Origin of the sequence: Thiobacillus sp. SCUT-2 (genome assembly GCF_035621355.1) — a bacterium.
Taxonomy (GTDB): Bacteria; Pseudomonadota; Gammaproteobacteria; order Burkholderiales; family Thiobacillaceae; genus Thiobacillus; species Thiobacillus sedimenti.
The window spans coordinates 1,887,328-1,908,362 of sequence record NZ_CP141769.1; the positions used below are offsets into that span (position 1 = coordinate 1,887,328).

A 21,035-nucleotide genomic window follows, 5' to 3' on the forward strand; every position below is an offset into this window, starting at 1 on the left:
CGCTGCGCTTGCCTCCAGGGGTCGGCTGACGCCCACCCCGCCGCGCAGGCTTGGCGCCCCAAAAGACCGCCGAACAGGCGGCGCCTGATCGGCCTGTGCACGATGCTGTTTTCGCGCTGCGCGCTTTGTCCACTCCCATTAAGGCGTGCCTGTGGCACGCAGCGGCGCTCGCCGCGCGGCGTTGGTCCGTCGCTCATCTGGCCGTAGGCCGGTCATCCGTCTTTCCCTCTCCTTCATCACCAACCCCGCGACCGTAGCCAGCGGTGCCTGTCCGTCAAGGCGCGCAGGGCCGTGTCCTCGCTGCGCTGCGGGCCGCACCACCCTGCGCATTCCTCCTTGACCGCCAGACCCTCGCTGACCCGGTTGTTCGCGGGCGATGAACTCAGGAAAGACGGCGGCAATGGCGACCAGCCCAGGTCACTGCGCCGAACCCACCAAAGCCAACACCGGGCTCCGAATCTTGGAATCCGGTCAGCTTGGAAACCACAACCTGTAACCACTGGAGAAATACCATGCAACTCAGTTCCCGTTTCGCAAACGCTACACCCATCTTACGCGCCGACCATCCGTTATCGGATGATCAGATTCGCAGCGCAGCCCCTTCCATCTTCGCGGAGGAAAAGCACCAGAGCCGATCCGACCGCTACACATACATCCCGACCGGCGAGGTATTGGGTGCCCTGCGCAAGGAAGGCTTCCAGCCGTTCATGGTGTGCCAGACGCGCGTGCGCGATAACGACAAGCGCGAACACACCAAGCACATGCTGCGATTGCGCCACGCAGCGCAGATCAACGGCGCAGAGGCCAACGAAATCATTTTGCTGAACTCGCACGACGGCACCAGCAGCTATCAGATGCTGGCGGGAATGTTCCGTTTCGTATGCAGCAATGGGCTGGTGTGCGGCGACACCGTGGCCGACCTGCGCATCCCGCACAAGGGCGACGTGATCGGCCAGGTGATCGAAGGTGCCTACGATGTGCTGGAGGGGTTCGAACTGGTGCGGGAACGTCGGGAAGATATGGCCGCCATCACGCTCAACCTCGGAGAATCAGAGGCATTTGCCCGCGCTGCGTTGTCGCTGAAATACGATGACCCGGTCAAGCCTGCGCCCATCACGGAAACACAATTGCTGCGGCCTCGACGCCGGGACGACGACCGGCCCGACCTGTGGAGCACGTTCAACCGCGTGCAGGAAAATCTGGTGCGGGGTGGCCTGTCCACACGCACGGCCAACGGACGCAGGAACCGCACCCGCGCCATCCAGGGCATAGACCAGAACGTCAAGGTCAACCGGGCGCTGTGGATACTGGCCGAAGAGATGAAGCGGCTCAAAGGCTGACATCCGAGGGGGCTTTGCCCCATCACTTCGGTACAACGCAACGGCGGAGGCATACAACGCCGCCGCGCCGCCCGGCCTTGTCAGTCCGGGCGGCGCGGCAACAGTCGGAAAGCGACTGCCCGATGGCGAAATGACTTTAGCCATCCCTGTTTTTGTTCATCCGTCCAATTAGTTCGCCATGCTTTTGGTTGAGCAATCCGAATATCCCGTAGAAATTTTCCTGGCGTTTCCCGGCCGCGCCGGGTTGTGCAATCACGCGCCTTACCCGACGCTGGCGGGCAGCCTGCCATAAACAACGGAGGCTCACCGACAAGCCGTCCACCATGCCGAGACCTAACCACGCCGCGATCGATCACGCCCGCGCCAATGCGCGAGGAGCTTTCATCCTTGGTGATTCGGAACTTACCTTGCCTGCGATGGGGTGCGTGCCGGCGACGCTTCTGTGCAGGGATGCCGGAGCCATGCTGCCTTTCGGTGAGGATCACACCCAACGGCGGCCTTGGCTTGTCGTGAATCCTGGCGAGGCACCGGCTGCGCCTCGGGCTTCATGGCTGCAACCGTCCGGCTCAACAAATTTCCCCGGCACTGCGTGCCTTCCTCGCGAAACAAATTTCTTGTTCCTACCGGTCCTCCACTGCGTTGCGGCCGCTGCGCGATGCAGCCCGCCCGTACCTCGCCCTTCGGATCACCGACAAGGCCGCGATGGGCGCGACCTTGCACCACCAAAAGGAGATTCATCATGGCAAACATCGGCACCTTCACCGCACAGAACGACAGCTTCACCGGCACGGTTCGCACCCTGACGCTCAACGTCAAGGTCAAATTCATTCCGAACGCCAAGGAAAGCGAGAACGCCCCGGACTACCGCATCGTCGCCGGCAACTTCGAGATCGGCGCGGCATGGAAGAAAATCAGCAAGGCGGAGCGGCCCTACCTGTCGGCGACCCTCGACGATCCGTCGTTTCCGGCGACCATCTATGCCCGCCTGGTCGAAGGCGAGGACGGCGCGCACAACCTGATCTGGTCGCGTAGCAAGGGCGACTGATCATCACTCCATTCGCGCCCCGCCAAGCGGCGGGGCGCTTTCGAGTTCAGCATCCGCGTTGGACGCATTTCTGTAAAAGCGTAATTGCGGCTTCGTGCATCGGCGGCAAGCCGCTTTCACGACTTTGCGATTTCGTGGAACTCAGTCAATGCGCTGAGCCGGCTTTGTGCATCCGTTGTTTTACAGGAAATCGGTTTCGATATTTTAAGGGATCGAAATTCCGTGCGTCCCCCGGCTGATGCCGGGGCGCGCTGTCGTGCTGCGCATCGAGCCACCCTTGGCGTCTCGCCCCTTCGGCTTCCATCACTGACGCCTGCGCGCTTCGCTTGCTGTAGCGGGCAACAGTTGGGGGCTGGCTTGCTGTTCCCTTCACCTTATCACAGCGTTCTCGCCGCCAAGGTCTGCGCGTGCCTTGCACGCTGGCGTCCTGCGGCCGTCTACAACCCTGACTGCTGCGCTGCGCCGTGCTTGTCGCGGTTCCGGGCAATCCCGCCCTGAATCCTTCCAAGGAGAAGACCATGACGAAGCTCATCACCGACGAACAACGCGCACAACTTTTGGCCAACGGCCGGCAGTCCCTCGACAACGACGACTTCGACCCACCGCCCGTGGTCAAGCTGTTCACCCCCGACGCGGACGCGACCTGGCTGCTCACCGAGATCGACCCGGATGACCACGACCATGCCTTCGGGCTCTGCGACCTGGGGCACGGCTTCCCGGAACTGGGCTATGTGAGCTTGGCCGAACTACAATCCGTACGCGGCCGACTCGGGCTTCCGGTCGAGCGGGATCTGCACTTTACAGCCTCGAAGCCGATCAGTGCGTATGCGCGCGAAGCGCGGCTCGCGGAGCGCATCGTGACGTAGTCGTCACGCGGGCGCTGCCGCTTGGCAGCGCCCTTTTCTCGCCTATTTGTCCTTTTCGGCCTGGAGGGCAGCCAGTTCGCGCCGCACGCGCTCGATGAGCTTGTCCACCCCCTTGCTGTCGCCGCCATAGGCCAGCGTCAGCAGCGTGAGTGGATGCACGTCCATGACCTCGCACAGCTCGGCGACCTTGCTCAAGGTCGGGCTTTTCAGGCCGCGTTCGAGCGAACTCATGTACGTGCGGCTCGACACGTCCGAGAAAGCTTCCTGGCTGAGGCCACGGGCTTTTCTGACCATCTTGAGCGCCGCAGGAAATGAGTTCTTCGATGTCATCAAATCGTTTCTTGTAAAACGACGATGACACCTGATGGCGCCCTATAGGGCTACAATCTATAGTGTTCATTTGACAATCTTCCCTGCTGGAACTTGCCACGGGTGTGTCTATGCTGAAAACCGTTTTTGCTGAAATCATAGGTTCCGTGCCTACGCATTCGCCGATTCGTGCATCCACGGATTCGGTGGAATACGCTTTGGCGACTTGGCGCAGAAGCGCATTTTCACAGTCACGCTTTGGCGCATCAGCACGTTTGCGCAAAACCAACGCCCGTTGATCGTGGCCACTTGCGCGCAGCGACCATGAAACCACTCATCACCGACGAACAACGCGCCCAACTGCTGGACAACGGCGCCGCCGCCGCGCGCGGCGAGAAGCGCGACCCGTTGCCGGTCGTCAAGCTGTTCACTCTGGACGCGCACGCGACCTGGCTTTTGACCGAACTCGATCCCGGCGATGGCGACACCGCTTTCGGCCTGATCGACCTCGGGATGGGCACGCCGGAACTCGGCCACGTTCAGCTCTCTGTCCTGGAAAGCATTCGCGGGCCACGAAATCTGGCCGTCGCACGCGATCTGCATTTCACGCCAAGGCGACGGCTGTCTGAATACGCTCGGCTGGCTCGGGCCGACGGATCGATCAACGATTGATCGACCCCCGATGGCCCGTCGCTGACGGGCCACACCGTGCGATGCCACAACGGTTCGCATTGCGTCTTCTTGGGTCTGGGTCCAGACCTTTTTTGCATTGATCGCCACTCAGTACAGCAACGGCGCAATGCAGTCGCAAATAGTGCGAATGCCCGGCCCATTGTCGGCCACCTTGTCGATTGATTTCCTTCCATCCGAAAGGAGGTTTCGCCATGGCCGATTCGAGCGCCGTTCACTGGCATCCAAGCGCTGCATACCTGTACGTCCTGCATCTGGACGGACCCGCGCTGGCTTGGGAGTATCTGCGGCGCAACCCGGAATACCGGCGCGTCTGGCAACGCCACCGACGACGCCCTCAGTACGAGGCTCATCGCTGGTGCTTGCGCCTGCTGGAAGACCCCACGCGCGATGCGCGCGACGCGCACCCCGACTGGTTCCCTGATCCCTCCTCGGTAGTCCAGGTCTATCCGGATGCCGATCCCACTGATGATGCGCTGCCGTTCCACCTCTGGCACTTCCCCGGCCGCAAGCACCTGACGCACGACGGCAAGCGCCTGGTGCTGACCACCCAGCTCGTCGACCGCAAGCTGCGCATGGCGATATCGCCCGCACTGGAAGACGGCATGCCTTATGCCTATGCCGTCCGCGCCGGTCGCCAGCTTCGCGAGCACTGGCGCGCAATCGAAGCCGATCTGGCAATGCTAGACGCCGACAACGCGCACCACAGCGCGATCGCCACGGACAGACCTGGCCGCACGGCCATGCTCCACATGCGCACCCTGCAGGCGCTTGATGGCACGCTGGCCGGTGCGTCGCAGCGCGGCGTGGCCGAAGTGTTGTTCGGCATCACCGCCGTCGCCGAGCGCTGGTATGACGACAGCGATCTGCGCGCCCAGGTTCGCCGCCTCATCCGACGGGGTCAGACGCTCATGGGTGGCGGCTACCGTCACCTGCTACAACCCGGCGGCACCACACCGGGACGTTAGCACGCTGTCGCAAAACGTCCCTGCGCAGCACGCCTGGCTTTCCCGAGACTGCTTCCATCCGGCGGCGATTGCTTCGTCGGCGATCTTGACCGATGGAGCCCCTTGCCATGAGACCCGCACCGTTACGGCCGTATCCCGTACCCGCTACCACCCAGCAGCCTGCCCAGACCACGCAGTCTGCGCGCTACCTGACTAACAACGAAGCCGCCGAATTCCTGCGGCTGTCGCCGCGCACGCTGGAGAAGCAGCGCGTCATCGGCGGCGGGCCGCGCTTTCGCAAATTCGGCCGGCGCGTGATGTATGCCATCACCGACCTCGAAGCGTGGGCCGACGCGCGCAGCTTCGAGATGACCTCCGATCCGCAGTACACCGAACAACACGCCGCGCGCCGCCCCGGCTCGCGCTGATCGGCGTGGACACCGTTACTGATGACCATCGGGCGCGATCCGCGGCGCGAGCAGCTCGAACTGTTCCATGCCTTCTCGGGCGAACTGCCGGCGCGCGACGCGCAGGACCTGATGGCCTACCCGTTCTTCTCGCTGGCCAAGAGCAAGCGCACGGTGCCAATCGACTTTCGCACCGGCAGCGTGACGGTGCGGGTCGAAGGCACGGCCGAACATGGCCTGGCGACGATATGGGATGCCGACATTCTGATCTGGGCCGCGAGCCAGATCGTCGAGGCGCGCGATGCGGGCATTCGCTCGTCACGGCTGATGGCGGCCACACCCTACGAAATCCTGCGCTTCATCGGCCGCGGCACGTCGCTGCGCGACTACCAGCGCCTCAAGGCGGCGCTGGATCGCTTGCAGTCCACCAGCGTAGCCACGTCGATCCGTCAGCACAATGCTCGGCGTCTGCATCGCTTCTCGTGGATCAACGAGTGGAAGGAGCGCGCCGACGGCCAGGGCCGGCCGCTGGGCATCGAGCTGATCCTGCCGGACTGGTTCTACGCCGGTGTGCTCGAAGAGAGCCTGGTATTGACCATCGACGCCAACTACTTCCGCCTGACCGGCGGCATCGAGCGTTGGCTGTACCGCCTGGTGCGCAAGCACGGCGGCTGGCAGCGCGATGGCTGGCGCTTCGATTTTCCGCAGCTGCACCGAAAATCCGGCAGCCTGGCGCGCTTCACCGACTTCGCCTACGACCTGCGCCGCATCGCGGCGCGTCAGCCTTTGCCGGGCTACACGCTCGCCATCCTGCGGCCGAGGCATGGGCCGGAAGTGTTGAGCTTCCGCGCCGTGCCGTCCACGGCACCGCTGCGCCCCGGCGGCAGCTTTGGTGCCAGCCAGGGTGTCATCAGCGTGCCTGTGGAAAAACGGTGAATCCGCTCGTGCTATCAGGAGTAGAAATCCTCGTGCTATCAGGCGCAGCGCTGTCGTGCTATCAGGAGTACGAACAGGCCGCAAAGTATTGTGTGGTGCTGGTCTCGGCGCCTCTTAACTTAGTTTCTAACTTTGAATCTATAAAACTAACGATAAAAAGACCCTGCGCGCTGTGGATAAATCGGCGCGCGAAAGGCAGCGCATCATGATTATCGCGCTGCTCAACCAGAAAGGCGGGGTCGGCAAAACGACGCTCGCCACGCACCTCGCGGGTGAGCTGGCCATGCAAGGCAGCTCAGTGATCCTGATCGATGCCGATCCGCAAGGTTCGGCACTCGATTGGACCCAGCGCCGCAGTCAGAACGGTTTGCCAAGATTGTTCAGCGCCGTAGGTCTGGCACGGGAAACCTTGCATCAGGAAGCGCCAGAACTCGCCAGGCGCTGCGATCACATCGTCATGGATGGCCCACCCCGAATTGCCGCCCTCGCGCGCTCCGCGCTGCTCGCGGCGGACCTGGTGCTGATTCCCGTTCAGCCAAGTCCCTACGACGTATGGGCCAGCGCCGAGATGGTGTCGCTGATTCGCGAAGCGCAGGTGTTCCGGCCAGCGCTGCGCGCGACCTTCGTCATCAACCGGCGTGTCAGCACCACAGTGATCGGGCGCGAGGCACGCAATGCGCTCACCGATCAACCATTGCCATCGCTGTTGTCGGAAGTTCGCCAGCGTATCGTGTTCGCCGACAGCGTGGCCAGCGGTCAGCTCGCTCGCGAACTCGACGCAGAAAGCAATGCCGCGCGCGAGATCGCGGCGCTCGCCGCTGAAGTATTGAGGATGGCGCCATGAAGAATGGGAAACGCGTCGCCATCGGTGCGCGTCCGCCAGCCAATCCGCAGGCCGACGCCTGGGTGCGCCAGGGCGATGGTGCAGACATCGGAAAAACCGATCTCTACACCGCCCGCTTGACCCTCGACGTGACGCCGGCGCTGCGCGCCCGCATCAAGATCGAGGCCTTCACACGCGGCCTCACTGTGGCAGAAATGCTGCGTGCACTGCTAGAAGATGAATTCCCGGAGAAGCCGCAATGAACGCGGTCCAACAGGCCGCGAGCGAGAGCCTTCCCACACCGCGCACCGTGCTATCGAGCGTTGCGAACGACACGCCACTGACACGCGTGTCGCTGGCTTTCGTCGAACACCGGACCAACCTCTACCTGCGCTTCGGTCATCCGCTGCGCGAGCTGCGACTGGACCGCTGGCGGCGCAGCGCGATCTTCACACCGGCGGCTGTGTTCTGCCGCGTACGCTGGGAGTCCAACGACTATGGTACGACGCGCTGGCAGCTCATGATTTTGCAGGCCTGCTCACCGCTCGATGACATTCAGCGCATCGCAGGAATCCGACCGGGCGCGCGTCTGCTGCTGCGCGCCGAAGGCGAACAGCACGTGCAGTCAGTGCTGCCACAGATCGACGCCATCGAAACGCTCGGCATCGATCCGGCAGCGGTGTCGCCCGCGTACTGGCGCACGTTGGGCAACCGGCTGACTGCGCGCCTGCCACTGCCGGTCTACACCGCAGAACGGCACGCGGCCTACCTCGCGGGCGAGGTGTTGCGATGAACACTCGCGTCCATCGCTGGGCCGTCGTACTATTCACCGTCCTTGGCATCGCTGCGCTCGCCTGGCCGTCCGACCATGCGCCCGTTGCGCGCCTCGTCTACAACCCGAGTGACAGCGTGCCACGCGGCTGGTACCGCATCAGCCCGCCCGACTCGCTGCACGTCGACAGCATCGTGCTCGCCCGGCTTCCGGCAGACGCCGCCGCGCTGGCTGCGCAGCGCGGCTACCTGCCCGAGCGCATCCCGCTGCTCAAGCGCATCGGCGCGATGTCGCCGCAGCAGGTGTGCATCGAGAAGCACATCGTTCGCATCGACGACGTGGCGGTCGCTGGCGTCCATAGCGTCGATGGGCGTGGCCGTCCACTGTCAGCCTGGCAGCAGTGCCGACCGCTTCGCGACGGCGAGCTGTTCCTGCTCAGCGCAACCAATCCGGCGTCATTCGACAGCCGCTACTTCGGTCCCATTGCTGTCTCCGCCGTGATCGGCAGCGCGCAGCCGTTATGGACGTGGGACACGCCATGAACGTGCAGCGCGGCATGCCGTTCTTCGTGCAGCCCCACTGCACATCGCTTGCGTCACAGCCTGCGGTTGCGGTGCTTCACCCGTGCAGACCATCGCAGCCCGCCCGTCGAGGCCGGTCGCGCCAGCGATCGGAAAAGACGGAGGGCAAGATAAAAGGACGCGGCACCCGGCCGCTTGAAAACCTTGTCTGCACATGGGAGTGGCGCGGCACGCGCCAAGGGGCAGCGGCGTGCCGCGAGAGTGCGCAATGCCGCACCGGCATTGGCGAAGGCGCGTGCTTCACTCGCTGGACTGCGCCGATCTTGGATGGAGACACCACATGAGCAATCAAGACGACGACCGTTTCCGGGCGCGACCTAGTGCGCCGAGACAGCGCGGCGATGCCTTCATCAACAAGGTGATGCGGCAGACCAACAAGGCCGGCGCCGAACTCGGCAAGACGGTCGGCAAAGTCGGCCATCGGCCCGGTTCCCGGCTGGGGCGCGGCCATGTCGCGGCCCGCTTCGCCGGGGCCTCGCTCACGCCAAGCGCCCGTCGCGTGATGATCAAGGCGCGACTGGTCAATCTGGCCAAGGCTGGGCCGCGTTCGACCACCGCGCACCTGCGCTACATCGAACGCGAAGGGGTGGATAGCCAAAGCGGGCCGGGCCATGCCTACGGCCCGACAACCGACGCGGCGGACACCGCCGCTTTCGAGGAACACGGGCGCGAGGATCGGCACCATTTCCGCTTCATCGTCTCGCCGGAAGACGCGGAACAGCTCGACGACCTGCGCACCTACACCCGGCATCTGATGGCACGTCTGGAGGCCGACCTGGGCACGCGGCTGGACTGGGTGGCGGTGGATCACTGGAACACCGACAACCCGCACACGCACGTCGTCCTGCGCGGGAAGGACGACGTAGGCAAAGATCTCATCATTTCCCGCGACTACATCGCCGAGGGGATGCGTCGGCGGGCGTCAGAGCTGGCGACCGAATGGCTGGGGCCGCGTACCGAGCTGGAGATCCAGTGCGCCATGCAGCGCGAAGTCGATCAGGAGCGGTGGACGGGATTGGACCGCACCTTGCAACGCTTGGCCGTAGATGGTTTTGTGCGTTCGGAGAAGCTGGCCGAGCCGCGGCTGCAACGCCAGCGGCAAATGCTGATCGGCCGCCTGCAGCATTTGCAGCGCATGGGCCTGGCGAGCGTGCAGCAGCCTGGGACATGGACTATCCACCCAGACGCCGAATCCACACTACGGACCATGGGCGAGCGTGGCGACATCATCCGCACCATGCAGCGCGCCATGAGCGGCCGGCAGCGCGATCTGGCCGTGTTCCAGCCCAGCGAAGATGGCCGCTCCATCGTCGGTCGCGTTGTCGGCAAGGGGTTGGCGGACGAGCTGCATGACAAAGGCTATCTGATCGTCGATGGCACGGACGGCAAGGCATACTACGTTGGGCTACCGACGCGATCGGAGCTGGAGCATTATCCGACCGGCGCCGTGGTGGAGGTGAAAGGCTCGACCGACGTGCGTGCGGCCGACCGGAACATCATCGGACTGGCCGTCGATGGCGTGTACCGCACCGATCATCATTTGGCCGTCTCACAAGGTCAGGCCACGCCCGACCGTGATCCGCGTGAGGTGGTAGCGGCGCATGTGCGGAGGCTCGAAGCTCTGCGCCGCGCCGGCATTGTGGAGCGCGAAGCCGAAGGCGTCTGGCGTGTGCCCAATGATTTGGCCGAACGCGGCCGTCAGTACGATGTGCAGCGCCTGGGCGGCAGCGTCGCGGTAGAGCTGAAATCGCACCTGCCGATTGAGCGGCAGGCCCGCATCATCGGTGCGACTTGGCTGGACCAGCAATTGATCGGCGGTGGCAAGGGGTTCGGGGACCTGGGCTTTGGCGGCGAGGCCAAGCAGGCGATGCAGCAGCGCGCCGACTTCCTGGCCGAACAGGGATTGGCCGAGCGGCACGGGCAGCGCGTGATCCTCGCCCGGAACCTGCTGGGCACGCTGCGCAAGCGGGAACTGACGCAGGCAGCTAAGGACATTACCGCCGAAACAGGCCTGGAGCATCGGCCGGTGTCCGAAGGGCAACCCGTGGTGGGCATCTACCGGCGCAACGTTACGCTCGCCAGTGGGCGCTATGCGATGCTCGATGACGGCTTGGGGTTCAGCCTGGTTCCGTGGAAGCCGTCTATCGAGCAACGGTTGGGGCAACAGATCGCCGCAACGGTGCGCGGCGGCGGAGTATCGTGGCAGATTGGGCGACATCGTGGTGCATCCATTTGCTGATACGCTCATGCGGTTTCGGTTTTTGGCTTCAGCAGCATGGTCTGCGTCAGCGCTATTTCAGGTGCTCGTATGTTCGCGAACTCGATCAGCAGTCCACCGCGTGATGACCGCCCATTCACTAACACTCCCATATGTTCCACAGCCGCACCATGGAAGCGTCGTTCCTCGAGGCCCTCGGCGAAACGGTGGAGCCGCTCATCGACGACGGCAACTAGCTGCGCTTTCGCGTGCATCAATGCATGGTGGCATTGGTGCCGTACCGTATGAGCCGTCAACAAGGGCCGCAAACAGGGTGCGCAGGATATCTTTGGTAGCGTCTGTGATCGATGTGTACGTCAGGCGCATCGTGGGGGCGGAACAGTCACTCCATGCGAACGGACTTCGCCCTAGACATCTTGGAGCAAGCACTCTACAACTAGCAACCAGAACATTCGATGCCCTGGTGCACCATAGCGACAGGCGACTGCACCTTGGACTCTATCCCCCCTCCCCTCTTAGGGCTTGAGCAAAGCTGCAGTCTCGAAGAACGTTCGTGCACGCGGATCGCCAGAAAATGCAACGTTGATGCGAATCCAGGGGCATTCTTCGGAATGCGGTCGAAAATACTTGCCGGGCGCGATTGTCACTCCGAGCGGCGCGCCACACTCAACCAAGCGAGCGGAATCAGCAATATGGGGCAGGCGTGCCCAGATAAACGTACCGCCGCCAGACTTCTCGAATACTTCCCAGCCACAGCCTTCTAGCACCTGAATCGTTGATCCCATCGCGCATTGAATCCGCAGTCGTAGTTTCTCTAGATACTTTCGGTACGTGCCGCGTTCGAGCATCGTGGCCACGACCGCTTCGGAAAAGCGCGAGTTTCCAAGACTCGTCAGCATCTTGATGTCGGCTAGGTCCTTGATAATTGTGGACGAGGCGAGCACGTAGCCGACCCGCAACGAAGACGAAAGGGTTTTCGATAGCCCGCCTATGTAGATGACGTGCTCAAGCTGATCGAGTGTCGCGAGACGTTCGGTCGGCGTCGCCTGGTAGTCGGCGTAAATGTCATCTTCAACTATCGTTATTCCGTTCTCGCGTGCCATCTCCAGCAGGCGGAAAGCGACCTGCGGTGAGACGGTCGTACCCGTCGGGTTGTGAAACACCGTGTTGATGAAGAAAAGCTTGGGGCGATGCCTTTTCAACTGCGCTTGCAGAACATCGAGGTCCGGTCCGGTGTGTGTGCGAGGAATCCCAACAAGATTGACTCCATGCAGCTTGAGCAGACCGTATAGGCTGTAGTAGCCCGGGTCCTCCACGAACATCGTGTCACCCGGCTTGAGGATGTAACGAATCAGCAGATCAAGAGCTTGGCTGGCACCTTGGGTTAGCAAAATCTGCGAGGGCTGCGCCTCGATACCCAACTGTGCAACACGGTGTAGAAGATGCGCGCACAGTGCGGAAGAACCGCGTTGCGTCGCGTAATCGACTAGATTCGTACTCTCTACACGCGACACATGGCGGATCGCTCTTCCGAGACCCTCCTTATCGCGCCATGCGTCCGGGATGAATCCGCTACCAAGTTTTAGCGAGTCGCTGGGGTGGTTGAGCTGTTCGAGGATGTGTTCCGATTCGTCCTCGGCGCGGCGTGGATCTGCAAGACCCAGTGCCGCAGCTGCATGCTGCTTGCGATGGTTTGCCACGTAAAACCCGGAGCCGGGCCGAGATTCGATGTAGCCGAGTGCGACCAAGCGATCATAAGCATCAATTACTGGGTAACGGCTGACGCCCTGATCGGTTGCGAACTGCCGAATCGACGGCAGCTTCACACCAGAACTGGCCACGCCACGCTGTAACCATCGAACGATGCCGTCGACAATCTGATCAGTAAGCGGAATACCGCTGCTGCGGTCAAGCTCGATGTCGACCTTCACGCTAAATACTCTTTGAGGACGGCACGGACCAGGGCATTGGAAGTGTTTCTTTTTTCGGCTGAACAGTACTGACAAAAATACCACGAACCGTACATGTTCGCACCATTGCGGCGCACCAATAATTGCTGCCAATCGATGCCGCTGCTTGACGACTTTTTCTGAGTACCGTGGGGACGAAAATATGATCGACGTAAGTAAGAGGAACCAATATTTGTGTAATCTGCAGGAATATAAAGAAAATGGTTTCACAATTTTCAGAAACGTCATCGATCCAGACCTTCTCTCCGAAGCGAGGGAACATTTCCTCTGGCTTCGCAAAAGGTTTCCCGAGTTTCGCCCTGAACACCTTCATCATCCGCTAATGCGGGATGATGCGTTCTGGGTTCGCCTGGTCACAGACGAGCGCCTGCTCGATATCGCCGAACTCATCCTCGGTTCGGATCTTGCCTGCTTCACCGCTCACTACATCTGCAAGCCCCCGCTCGACGGCCATGCTGTTCTTTGGCATCAAGACGGCGCTTACTGGAACCTGTCTCCAATGGAGGCAACCTCGTTGTGGCTGGCGATCGATGAAAGCACGACCGAAAACGGCTGCCTCCGCGTCATCCCTGGTTCTCACAAGCTGCCCCTGCAAAAGTTAGTGCTGAGAAGGGATACACCCAACTTACTCATGACCTCGATGGAAGACAAACACGTCGACGTCCACAATGCAGTCGACATCGAACTGCAGCCCGGGGATGTGTCGGTGCATCACCCCTATATCATCCATGGATCGGAGGCAAACCGATCGTCAAAACGTCGGTGCGGCCTCGATATGGCGTACATCAACACCTCGACGACCATCGCGAACGAGGCACTCTATCTAAACCCCATCCTGGTTCGTGGCGCTTCCGTCACGGGCGTCAACAAATATCGCGCCTGGCCTTCGTTCAATGCGAACACCTCAATACCATTCAACGGCTGGGAGACGTGGACACGCAAGAGCCAAGACATCAATGCGAGACATCCTGAGTTCGTGCCGGCGCGGCACGACGATGAACCGGTACAGGAGATGGTCAGACGAATGCTGGCACGGATCGAAAGCGGGACCATGAAGGAGCTGCGCCCCGAGCCCTAGCCGTTGCTGCCGCAATTTGGCCAAAGAGATTCACCAACTGTGAATGCTTCTTCCAGCCATAGGGCTGCGGGCGGGAAAGCGCCTCCTTTCGTGACCACCACGCCGGCTTTTCGAGCCGCGCATGTTGGGCGTCTTCATATTTAACGGGCTTTTGATTTGGCCCCTGAAAAGGTCCACCGATGTCTGCAGTTTCCGAACTCACGCCACAAATGCAGGGCTATGTCGGCGAATTCATGGACCCGGACAACCTCGGCTGGTTGCCATACGTCATGTATTTCCACCCGACCAATTTCAGGACGGATATAGTGTCCACGGATGACTCCGGATTTCGGTACAGCGAAGCCCGCAACGCTCGATACTCCGCCACGACGCTAAACACAGAGGATCCGGTTCGTCTGCTCGTGGGCAGCTCCACTGTGTTCGGCACTGGGGCCACCGCCGATCGGCATACCCTCTCATCGCGGCTCACGGAAAACGATCCCCGGCCGGAGCGGTGGATAAACTTCGGCGGGCGCGCTTTCAACTCCATGCAGGAGCTCTTCCAGTTTCTGCTCTATCGCCACCGGCTGCCGCCCGTGAAGGAAGTCGTTATTTTCTCCGGGCTCAATGATCTCGTGCTGTCCGGGCTTCCATCGAATTTGCGTGGAGAGCACGGCGGGTTTTTCTTCAGCCAACAGTTCTTCGATCGCCTGACCGGTACCCGGGCGACCGGCCTGCCGTGGTTCAAAAAGGGCGGTCAGCGCGCAATGTCAGGGACTGTCCTCCCGGTCGACGAGCAGGTCATCTACACCTCCGACTTAATCTTACGGCATTTGAACTCGTGGCGAATGCTATGCGACGCGCTGGGTGCCCGACTGACCTATGTGCTTCAGCCCCTAGCAAACTGGGTTCGTCCCACCGGCTCTGTCGAGGAGCAGGCCATCTTCGCCGAGCTCGATACCCAAGGCTCGTTCCGAGAGACATACCGAGACGTTTGCTCTGTAGAGACTCATCGCCTGTTCAGTGAACACCTGCAGCTAGGCATGAAAGAAATGGGGGTCAGGTTCATCAACTTTACATCAGTGCTGGCGCAAGCCGCTCGACCTGATCAGTGGCTCTTTGTCGATCGCATTCACCTTACTGACGAGGGCTCTGACGTGGTGGCAAAACTTCTTCTCCGTGAATTGAATCAAGGAAATCTGACATGAAAACCATATGGCGTTCTTTTCTTCGGCTTTTGGGGATCGAGAGCAAAAAAAGCGACAAGCGGAAGGACGCTTCAATTTACCCCATGTTTTGAGACAGCCGTTACGCATCGATTCAAAAACGGAGCCTCGTGATCTATCTGGGCCCCGCTAAAGGGAAACATACTGAACGTGAAGGCGAACGATGACCTCATCGACCAAATCGACCACTGGCCCGCCATGTCGGCGTTAGGGCGTCGGCGGCCGTCAATGACATGGACGGTGACCGCCACGGGACTCGGGTTCGCGGTCGTGCAACTTGACGTGACCATCGTAAATGTCGCGCTCAAACAACTCGGCGTGGCTCTCGACAGCCCTCTTGACGGGCTGCAATGGGTCGTGGATGCCTACACTCTGGCGTTCGCCGTGCTGTTGCTGTCGGCTGGTACCGTGGCCGACCGCTTCGGCGCCAAACGGGCCTACCTGATCGGCTTCGCCGTATTCGGTCTGGGATCGTCTGCGTGCGGCATGGCAACCTCGGTTGCTCAATTGGTTGCCGCTCGAGCGGTACAGGGGTTAGGCGCCGCGCTGCTGGTCCCGCCTTCACTCGCTTTGCTCAACCATGCCTGCGCCCACGACCGAAAGCTGCGCGCGCGCGCCATAGCCTTGTGGACGGCCGCCGGGAGCGGGTCGATTGCTGTGGGCCCTGTGGTCGGCGGCATCCTGCTTGATAGCTTCGGATGGCGAAGCATATTTCTCGCGAACCTGCCGCTATGCGCTCTGGGCATCGGCATGACCTGGCGTCTTACGGAGACGCTGCGCACAACCCGCCCGCTCGATCTTCCAGGCCAGCTGTTGGCCGTGCTGGCGTTGACCAGCCTTTGTGGGGCCACGATCGAGGCAGGGGCGCAAGGATGGGGGCATCCGGCCGTACTGAGCGGCTTCTGCCTCGCGTTCGCCAGTGCGGTGTCCTTCGTGTTCGTCGAAGCGCGGGCAACGCATCCCATGTTGCCGCTGCGTTTCTTCCGCCTGCCGCATTTTAGTCAGGCCGTGCTGCTAGGTATGGCGGTGAATCTTACCTATTACGGCCTCGTGTTCGTCTTGAGCCTTTATCTGCAGCACGTCAGGAGCTACAGCGTCATGCAGGCCGGCCTTGCGTTCGTTCCACTGACTGCGACATCTGTCATTGCCAACCTCGTCAGCGGCTGGCTGAACAGCCGCTTTGGTGCACGGTTGCCAATGCTGCTCGGCTGCGCGCTGGGGGCTTTCGGCTACGGTCTCCTAGTGCGGCTCGACGCCGGAAGCTCCTATCTGTCAATGATCGTGCCGTTTCTGCTAATTCCCGGCGGAGCGGCGCTCGTGGTACCGGCGATGACAGCGACCATCTTATCCAGCGTAGAACCGACGTGGTCAGGCACAGCATCAGCGGTGCTCAACGCTGCGCGTCAAGCCGCGGGCGCGATCGGCGTGGCGGTGTTTGGAAGCCTCATCGCAGGCGGCGACGATCACATCGTCCCCGGGCTCCGCATTGCCGCGTCCGCCTCGGTCATCCTGCTCGCATCCGCCTGGATCATGGTCTGGCAGGGTATTCGTCGTGAGTATGGCTCGGACCCTTCCGCCTCCATTGGCGGCGCTACGAACGGCCAAACCGGACCCCAGCGGGGTCGGCCGTGAACTCCCTCAAAAACCTTTGTTAACGGTATTGCACAAATGTGGCGGGACATCTACACACTGAGCCTGAACCCCGAACTGTTTGTCGAATCGAGCAACCTTCGGGACCTGATCGATCGCACGGGTTTGGGGAACTTTGAGACCGGTCCAACCAGGGCGAGCCACGACGTCGATGCCCTGTGCGATGTGCTCACTGGCAGGGCCCGCGACAGCGAGGTCTTGCTTAGGGCGACGGTCGAGTCAATGTGCGATGACGACCGGACGAAGCGCGCGATCCATTGCACGATTGCCCACAGCGCTCCCCTTGCGTCTGTGCTTGGCCGATGGTTACAGGGGCTGAGCCGCCCGGGCAATTTCGAGGACGACGTCCAACTGAAATCACTGGCGTTGCTCGCGGACGATGTGGGCGTCGGCCTGGCCGAAATGTCGAGGACAGACGGTTTCCGCCATCTTGCCCGAAAGGCCGGCCTCGTAACCGCAGCAGGCCGCCCCCACGACATCGCGGCAGACCGGGAACTCAGCGATGGTGTCTTTCGGTTTCCGGCCATCATGCTCGCGCTGAGCCGTTGCAGCGAAGCGTTCGAACCGGAGATCGCCGGCGTCGATTATGCGCTGCGCACGATCGGATTGTTGCCAGTCTGGCGTGTCCTCGCTCATCACCTTCCCGGGCCCCATTGGAGGCGCCTGAATTTATCCGCGTCCCAAACTGACGCTCTGCCGTCTGGACATACGCCGCTCTCCCTCTCGCGCCACATTCTCGATTATCACGCCTCTCGAAGGGAACGGCGGGCGCGTGTCATGGAAGGGATACTGTGGGTGATCAATGCCGTGACGGCAGACACGGATGACTTTGTCGCTGCCCTCAAACACGTAGACGACCCAACGCTTGCAATGGAGAGGCTAATACAGGGGCGTGCACGCGAGGCGGCCATCTACCATCAGGGGTTCGATCTCGAGGGCAAGCCGCTGAGCCAGTGGTTTACTGAGGCGATCGAAGATCCGCGTCCGCTGATCGATGCAATCGCGAGAAGCCGCCTGATCCGACGCGGCGACCCGGAGCGCAGTCCCCTGCTCGGTTCCCTACTCTCGTCGCAAGGCCGCATGTTTCGAATTTTCGAGCCCGACGACATCGCGGTGATTCGGCGATGGATCTTGTCTTTGGTGCCGGCACCATCTTCGATCAAACCAGCGTCGCCGTTGGCGATAACGCCTGTGCACCAACAGTCCATCAAATGTGGCGATCTCATGCTCGGTGCGGTGCCCTCCAATATTCGGGAGGCCTACCATCTTCTGCAGGGACGCGCGCTACCGCCGAGGACGCGTCGCTTCGCGCTGGAATACGCCCAGTTCTGGCTGGGCGCTGCACGCAGGTCCATTGGGTTGTCAAAACGTTCCCTGCCGGAGACGTGGCAACACGGCCTCCTCAGGGCGTGGCTTCTCGACACCCATGCGTCACACGACGAGGCCTTTCAACGGACGAAAACGCAATCGATGCCAAGTCGCGAGCAGCTCGTGGAAGAGACAGTGCAGTTGGCTCCGCTGACCTTGATCGATGGCGCCTGGCTGCAAGGCTTCAGCGAGGTGGATTACGCGTCGGATAGGGTTGGTTCTCCGCTCTTCCGCATCTTTTGGGACGAGCTAGGTAACGGCAACCTGTCCATCAACCATCCACGGATTTATCGCGCCCTGCTGTTATCGATGGACATCGATCTTCCGCCGACGGGGTCGCCACAATTTCCATACGACCCACGTTTGCGTAGCGAGTCTCTGAGGCTCCCTGTCTTCTGGCTGTGTCTGGGAAAACTACCCGTCACACTTCGGCCAGAAATACTCGGCCTCAATCTGGCAATGGAGCTTTCCGGGGTGGGTGGCAGCTACCGGTCGGCGCGCCAAATCTTGAAGCACTACGGTTTTTCGACGCAGTTCGTCGATATGCACAACACGATCGACAACGTCTCTACCGGCCACTCTGCATGGGCGGCGGATGCTATCGACGCCCATATGGCGCTTGCGTCGCAATTCGTTGACCCGGATGAGGAATGGGAACGTATCCGCGCTGGATTCGAAGCCCTGTCCCCTGTTACGGGTCGCAGTAGCGAACTCGATTTCTTCAAACAACAGAAGCGCCCTTGGCGAGCCATGGTAGCGCGGGAGCCCTCATATGTCTAAAGCCCATCTCGGAGTCTCCGCCTATTATCACGACAGTGCCGCCGCATTGATCGTGGATGGTGTTCCCGTCGCCGCCGCCCAGGAGGAGCGCTTCACACGCAAGCGTCACGACAGTGCATTTCCAAGGAATGCCATACGCTATTGCCTCGAAGCCACGGGCTTGCAGCTTTCGGACCTTGCTTCGATCACTTACTACGAACAGTCGGAAGTAAAGTTCCGGCGAATGCTGTCCTCATTCGCGAGCGCCGGTCCCGGTGGTTTTCGCACGTTTACCCGGGTTCTCCCAAAATGGCTCCAGTGGAAGCGCCGCGTCCTGCTGACCGTGGACCGTGAGCTAGATCAGCTAGGCCTTGGGCGAGGGCCGCGCGCGATCGCCATTCCGCATCACCGTTCACACGCTGCCTCGGCGTTCTTCGCGTCGCCATTCAACCAAGCCGCGGTTGTCTGTATCGACGGCGTCGGAGAATGGCAAACTACGACGGTCTGGCGCGGCGACCATGACCAGCTCGAACTCGTAGATTCGATCTCATATCCGCATTCGCTGGGACTGTTGTACTCCGCCTTCACTGAATTCTGCGGATTCAAAGTGGACTCTGGCGAATACAAGCTCATGGGGCTCGCGCCCTACGGGGAGCCGCGCTACGCGAGCCTCATTGTCGACCAGATTGTGCGCCTTCGCGACGACGGCTCATTTTCACTAAATCTGGACTGCTTCGAGTTCCTGCGCGGACACCGTATGACGGGGCCGGCCTTCGAACGCCTGTTCGACGGCCCCGCCCGATCGCCCGAAGCACCGCTAACTCAGCGGGAATGCGACCTTGCGGCTTCGATACAGGTCGTTACGGATCAAGCAGTTCTAGGGCTCGTCAAGGCGGCCAAGACGATGACCGGTATGTCCAATCTCTGCCTCGCTGGGGGCGTCGCACTGAATTGCGTCTCCAACGGCGGTATCGATCGGTCCGGACTCTTCAAGAGGCTATGGGTACAGCCAGCCGCAGGGGATGCCGGGTGCGCTCTCGGCGCGGCGCTAGACACGTCGATCAGACTGGATGGCCGCCCTCCGGTGAATAGCGACGACGCGATGAGTGGCGCCTATCTCGGGCCTCAGTTCTCCGATGAGGCCATCGTCGCCTTTCTGGAATCACACGGGCATCGCTATGTGCAACTTCCGGAAGCCCCGTTGCTCGACACAGTCGTCTCGGCACTGGACGCCGGAAAGGTGGTGGGGTGGTTTCAGGGAAGAATGGAGTTCGGCCCCCGCGCCCTTGGCGCTCGCTCAATCCTTGGCGATCCGAGGAACGCCAACATGCAGCGAACCATGAATCTCAAGATCAAATACCGGGAATCGTTTCGTCCATTCGCTCCGTCCGTGCTGAAGGAAGATTCGCACGCCTATTTTTCGATGGAGAACGAGAGCCCCTACATGCTGGTCGTGGCTCCGGTGACTGCTGCCATTCGAGAAGAAGGCGCACCGCGCCGCTCACTGGGTTGCATCAATGACATCCGATCGGACCTTCCTGCCATCACGCACGTCGACTTCTCGGCGCGCGTGCAAACGGTGACTGAATCCCGCAATAGCCGCTATGCCCGCCTTCTCAAGGCGTTCCGCGCACGTACAGGCTGCTCCGTGCTGGTGAACACGTCGTTCAACGTACGGGGCGAGCCCATTGTGTGCACACCCGAGGAGGCATTTCGCTGTTTCATGCGCACCGAGATCGATGTTCTGGTGCTCGGCTCCTGCGTCTTATTTAAATCCGAGCAGGGCGCCTTGTCCGAGACGACCGACTGGCGCGCAGAAATTCCCCTCGACTAGACGATGGAGGCCATACGACATGCATCGAGTGATCACACTACTTCTGTTTAGCTTTGTTCTTCTCCCCGTCTGGGCGTGGCGGCGGCTGGCCGGGAGCTCGCGTTTCGGTCGACGGTTTCATGCCCGCGACTCGACCTGGGATCGGCAAGCGATCTCGCGCGTTCTTCCAGCCAATACACAAACGGGGAAAGACCGTCGCCATGGGAACGCAACGTCAAACGTCCAGCCCTTTTCGGT

General features: G+C 61.5%; 20 protein-coding genes and 1 pseudogene. 18 read left to right on the forward strand and 3 right to left on the reverse strand.

Features of this window, described 5'->3' with window-relative positions:
- Nucleotides 1-512: 512 nt before the first annotated feature.
- The 3 genes from VA613_RS09305 (at nucleotide 513) to VA613_RS09315 (ending at nucleotide 3,251) form a co-directional block, all read left to right on the forward strand.
- On the forward strand, nucleotides 513-1,340 hold the full coding sequence (locus VA613_RS09305) for a DUF932 domain-containing protein (protein ID WP_296653374.1): 828 nt from the start codon (nucleotides 513-515) through the stop codon (nucleotides 1,338-1,340).
- A 739-nt stretch (nucleotides 1,341-2,079) separates the two neighbouring features.
- The gene (locus tag VA613_RS09310) at nucleotides 2,080-2,385 is read left to right on the forward strand and encodes a DUF736 domain-containing protein (RefSeq protein WP_296767730.1); all 306 of its coding nucleotides are present in this window, start codon (nucleotides 2,080-2,082) and stop codon (nucleotides 2,383-2,385) included.
- Between the two features lie 518 nt (nucleotides 2,386-2,903).
- Nucleotides 2,904-3,251 (forward strand): DUF2958 domain-containing protein, encoded by a 348-nt coding sequence (locus tag VA613_RS09315; RefSeq protein ID WP_296767732.1) that lies wholly within the window; start codon nucleotides 2,904-2,906, stop codon nucleotides 3,249-3,251.
- A gap of 42 nt (nucleotides 3,252-3,293) precedes the next feature.
- Here the strand turns inward: VA613_RS09315 and VA613_RS09320 are convergent, their stop codons facing one another.
- Nucleotides 3,294-3,581 (reverse strand): helix-turn-helix domain-containing protein, encoded by a 288-nt coding sequence (locus VA613_RS09320; RefSeq protein ID WP_296661606.1) that lies wholly within the window; start codon nucleotides 3,579-3,581, stop codon nucleotides 3,294-3,296.
- 303 nt (nucleotides 3,582-3,884) lie between these two features.
- Between VA613_RS09320 and VA613_RS09325 the strand changes: the two genes are divergently transcribed.
- The 9 genes from VA613_RS09325 to VA613_RS09365 all read left to right on the forward strand — a co-directional run bounded on the left by VA613_RS09325 (nucleotide 3,885) and on the right by VA613_RS09365 (nucleotide 10,955).
- On the forward strand, nucleotides 3,885-4,232 hold the full coding sequence (locus tag VA613_RS09325) for a DUF2958 domain-containing protein (protein ID WP_296767733.1): 348 nt from the start codon (nucleotides 3,885-3,887) through the stop codon (nucleotides 4,230-4,232).
- A 212-nt stretch (nucleotides 4,233-4,444) separates the two neighbouring features.
- Complete coding sequence (locus VA613_RS09330; RefSeq protein WP_296767735.1) at nucleotides 4,445-5,218, forward strand: DUF2285 domain-containing protein; 774 nt, start codon at nucleotides 4,445-4,447, stop codon at nucleotides 5,216-5,218.
- Between the two features lie 107 nt (nucleotides 5,219-5,325).
- On the forward strand, nucleotides 5,326-5,625 hold the full coding sequence (locus VA613_RS09335; RefSeq protein ID WP_296661603.1) for a helix-turn-helix domain-containing protein: 300 nt from the start codon (nucleotides 5,326-5,328) through the stop codon (nucleotides 5,623-5,625).
- 21 nt (nucleotides 5,626-5,646) lie between these two features.
- A complete protein-coding gene (locus tag VA613_RS09340) occupies nucleotides 5,647-6,540 on the forward strand; it encodes a replication initiator protein A (protein WP_296661602.1) in 894 nt (297 codons plus the stop codon).
- A 205-nt stretch (nucleotides 6,541-6,745) separates the two neighbouring features.
- Nucleotides 6,746-7,384, forward strand: coding sequence for a ParA family partition ATPase (parA, locus tag VA613_RS09345; RefSeq protein ID WP_296661601.1), 639 nt, complete (start codon nucleotides 6,746-6,748; stop codon nucleotides 7,382-7,384).
- The gene (locus VA613_RS09350) at nucleotides 7,381-7,626 is read left to right on the forward strand and encodes a chromosome partitioning protein ParB (protein ID WP_296661600.1); all 246 of its coding nucleotides are present in this window, start codon (nucleotides 7,381-7,383) and stop codon (nucleotides 7,624-7,626) included. The genes parA and VA613_RS09350 overlap by 4 nt, the downstream gene beginning before the upstream one ends.
- Nucleotides 7,623-8,156, forward strand: coding sequence for a DUF2840 domain-containing protein (locus VA613_RS09355; RefSeq protein ID WP_296661599.1), 534 nt, complete (start codon nucleotides 7,623-7,625; stop codon nucleotides 8,154-8,156). Before VA613_RS09350 ends, VA613_RS09355 begins: the two co-directional genes overlap by 4 nt.
- On the forward strand, nucleotides 8,153-8,677 hold the full coding sequence (locus VA613_RS09360) for a S26 family signal peptidase (protein ID WP_296661598.1): 525 nt from the start codon (nucleotides 8,153-8,155) through the stop codon (nucleotides 8,675-8,677). The genes VA613_RS09355 and VA613_RS09360 overlap by 4 nt, the downstream gene beginning before the upstream one ends.
- Nucleotides 8,678-8,996: 319 nt before the next feature.
- Nucleotides 8,997-10,955, forward strand: coding sequence for a relaxase/mobilization nuclease and DUF3363 domain-containing protein (locus VA613_RS09365; RefSeq protein ID WP_296661597.1), 1,959 nt, complete (start codon nucleotides 8,997-8,999; stop codon nucleotides 10,953-10,955).
- Nucleotides 10,956-10,960: 5 nt separating this feature from the next.
- Here VA613_RS09365 and VA613_RS09370 read toward each other — a convergent pair whose 3' ends face one another.
- Entirely contained in the window at nucleotides 10,961-11,188 is a 228-nt protein-coding gene (locus VA613_RS09370; RefSeq protein WP_296661596.1) for a hypothetical protein, read from the reverse strand.
- Between the two features lie 77 nt (nucleotides 11,189-11,265).
- Between VA613_RS09370 and VA613_RS14990 the strand changes: the two are divergent.
- Nucleotides 11,266-11,415: pseudogene (locus VA613_RS14990) on the forward strand (IS3 family transposase); the annotation flags it as partial.
- A gap of 34 nt (nucleotides 11,416-11,449) precedes the next feature.
- On the opposite strand, the gene VA613_RS09375 reads toward VA613_RS14990, so the two are convergent.
- The gene (locus tag VA613_RS09375; protein ID WP_296661595.1) at nucleotides 11,450-12,865 is read right to left on the reverse strand and encodes an aminotransferase-like domain-containing protein; all 1,416 of its coding nucleotides are present in this window, start codon (nucleotides 12,863-12,865) and stop codon (nucleotides 11,450-11,452) included.
- Between the two features lie 181 nt (nucleotides 12,866-13,046).
- On the opposite strand from VA613_RS09375, the gene VA613_RS09380 reads away from it, so the two are divergent.
- The 5 genes from VA613_RS09380 to VA613_RS09400 all read left to right on the forward strand — a co-directional run bounded on the left by VA613_RS09380 (nucleotide 13,047) and on the right by VA613_RS09400 (nucleotide 20,798).
- Nucleotides 13,047-13,982 carry a phytanoyl-CoA dioxygenase family protein gene (locus VA613_RS09380; protein WP_296661594.1) on the forward strand — a complete coding sequence of 312 codons (936 nt, stop codon included), beginning with the start codon at nucleotides 13,047-13,049 and terminating at the stop codon, nucleotides 13,980-13,982.
- A 179-nt stretch (nucleotides 13,983-14,161) separates the two neighbouring features.
- Complete coding sequence (locus tag VA613_RS09385; RefSeq protein ID WP_296661593.1) at nucleotides 14,162-15,169, forward strand: SGNH/GDSL hydrolase family protein; 1,008 nt, start codon at nucleotides 14,162-14,164, stop codon at nucleotides 15,167-15,169.
- 168 nt (nucleotides 15,170-15,337) lie between these two features.
- The gene (locus VA613_RS09390) at nucleotides 15,338-16,819 is read left to right on the forward strand and encodes an MFS transporter (RefSeq protein ID WP_296661592.1); all 1,482 of its coding nucleotides are present in this window, start codon (nucleotides 15,338-15,340) and stop codon (nucleotides 16,817-16,819) included.
- Nucleotides 16,820-16,855: 36 nt separating this feature from the next.
- Nucleotides 16,856-18,985, forward strand: a complete 2,130-nt coding sequence (locus VA613_RS09395; RefSeq protein WP_296661591.1) for an iron-containing redox enzyme family protein — start codon at nucleotides 16,856-16,858, stop codon at nucleotides 18,983-18,985.
- Nucleotides 18,978-20,798: a carbamoyltransferase family protein gene (locus VA613_RS09400; RefSeq protein ID WP_296661590.1), complete on the forward strand. Its 1,821-nt coding sequence runs from the start codon at nucleotides 18,978-18,980 to the stop codon at nucleotides 20,796-20,798. Before VA613_RS09395 ends, VA613_RS09400 begins: the two co-directional genes overlap by 8 nt.
- Nucleotides 20,799-21,035 lie beyond the last annotated feature (237 nt).

Excerpts from the sequence above, each read along its gene's own strand:
- VA613_RS09305 (WP_296653374.1), top strand. The coding sequence starts at position 513 with ATGCAACTCAGTTCCCGTTTCGCAAACGCTACACCCATCTTACGCGCC.
- VA613_RS09310 (WP_296767730.1), top strand. The coding sequence starts at position 2,080 with ATGGCAAACATCGGCACCTTCACCGCACAGAACGACAGCTTCACCGGC.
- VA613_RS09315 (WP_296767732.1), top strand. The coding sequence starts at position 2,904 with ATGACGAAGCTCATCACCGACGAACAACGCGCACAACTTTTGGCCAAC.
- VA613_RS09320 (WP_296661606.1), bottom strand. The coding sequence starts at position 3,581 with ATGACATCGAAGAACTCATTTCCTGCGGCGCTCAAGATGGTCAGAAAA.
- VA613_RS09325 (WP_296767733.1), top strand. The coding sequence starts at position 3,885 with ATGAAACCACTCATCACCGACGAACAACGCGCCCAACTGCTGGACAAC.
- VA613_RS09330 (WP_296767735.1), top strand. The coding sequence starts at position 4,445 with ATGGCCGATTCGAGCGCCGTTCACTGGCATCCAAGCGCTGCATACCTG.
- VA613_RS09335 (WP_296661603.1), top strand. The coding sequence starts at position 5,326 with ATGAGACCCGCACCGTTACGGCCGTATCCCGTACCCGCTACCACCCAG.
- VA613_RS09340 (WP_296661602.1), top strand. The coding sequence starts at position 5,647 with ATGACCATCGGGCGCGATCCGCGGCGCGAGCAGCTCGAACTGTTCCAT.
- parA (WP_296661601.1), top strand. The coding sequence starts at position 6,746 with ATGATTATCGCGCTGCTCAACCAGAAAGGCGGGGTCGGCAAAACGACG.
- VA613_RS09350 (WP_296661600.1), top strand. The coding sequence starts at position 7,381 with ATGAAGAATGGGAAACGCGTCGCCATCGGTGCGCGTCCGCCAGCCAAT.
- VA613_RS09355 (WP_296661599.1), top strand. The coding sequence starts at position 7,623 with ATGAACGCGGTCCAACAGGCCGCGAGCGAGAGCCTTCCCACACCGCGC.
- VA613_RS09360 (WP_296661598.1), top strand. The coding sequence starts at position 8,153 with ATGAACACTCGCGTCCATCGCTGGGCCGTCGTACTATTCACCGTCCTT.
- VA613_RS09365 (WP_296661597.1), top strand. The coding sequence starts at position 8,997 with ATGAGCAATCAAGACGACGACCGTTTCCGGGCGCGACCTAGTGCGCCG.
- VA613_RS09370 (WP_296661596.1), bottom strand. The coding sequence starts at position 11,188 with ATGCACGCGAAAGCGCAGCTAGTTGCCGTCGTCGATGAGCGGCTCCAC.
- VA613_RS09380 (WP_296661594.1), top strand. The coding sequence starts at position 13,047 with ATGATCGACGTAAGTAAGAGGAACCAATATTTGTGTAATCTGCAGGAA.
- VA613_RS09385 (WP_296661593.1), top strand. The coding sequence starts at position 14,162 with ATGTCTGCAGTTTCCGAACTCACGCCACAAATGCAGGGCTATGTCGGC.
- VA613_RS09395 (WP_296661591.1), top strand. The coding sequence starts at position 16,856 with ATGTGGCGGGACATCTACACACTGAGCCTGAACCCCGAACTGTTTGTC.
- VA613_RS09400 (WP_296661590.1), top strand. The coding sequence starts at position 18,978 with ATGTCTAAAGCCCATCTCGGAGTCTCCGCCTATTATCACGACAGTGCC.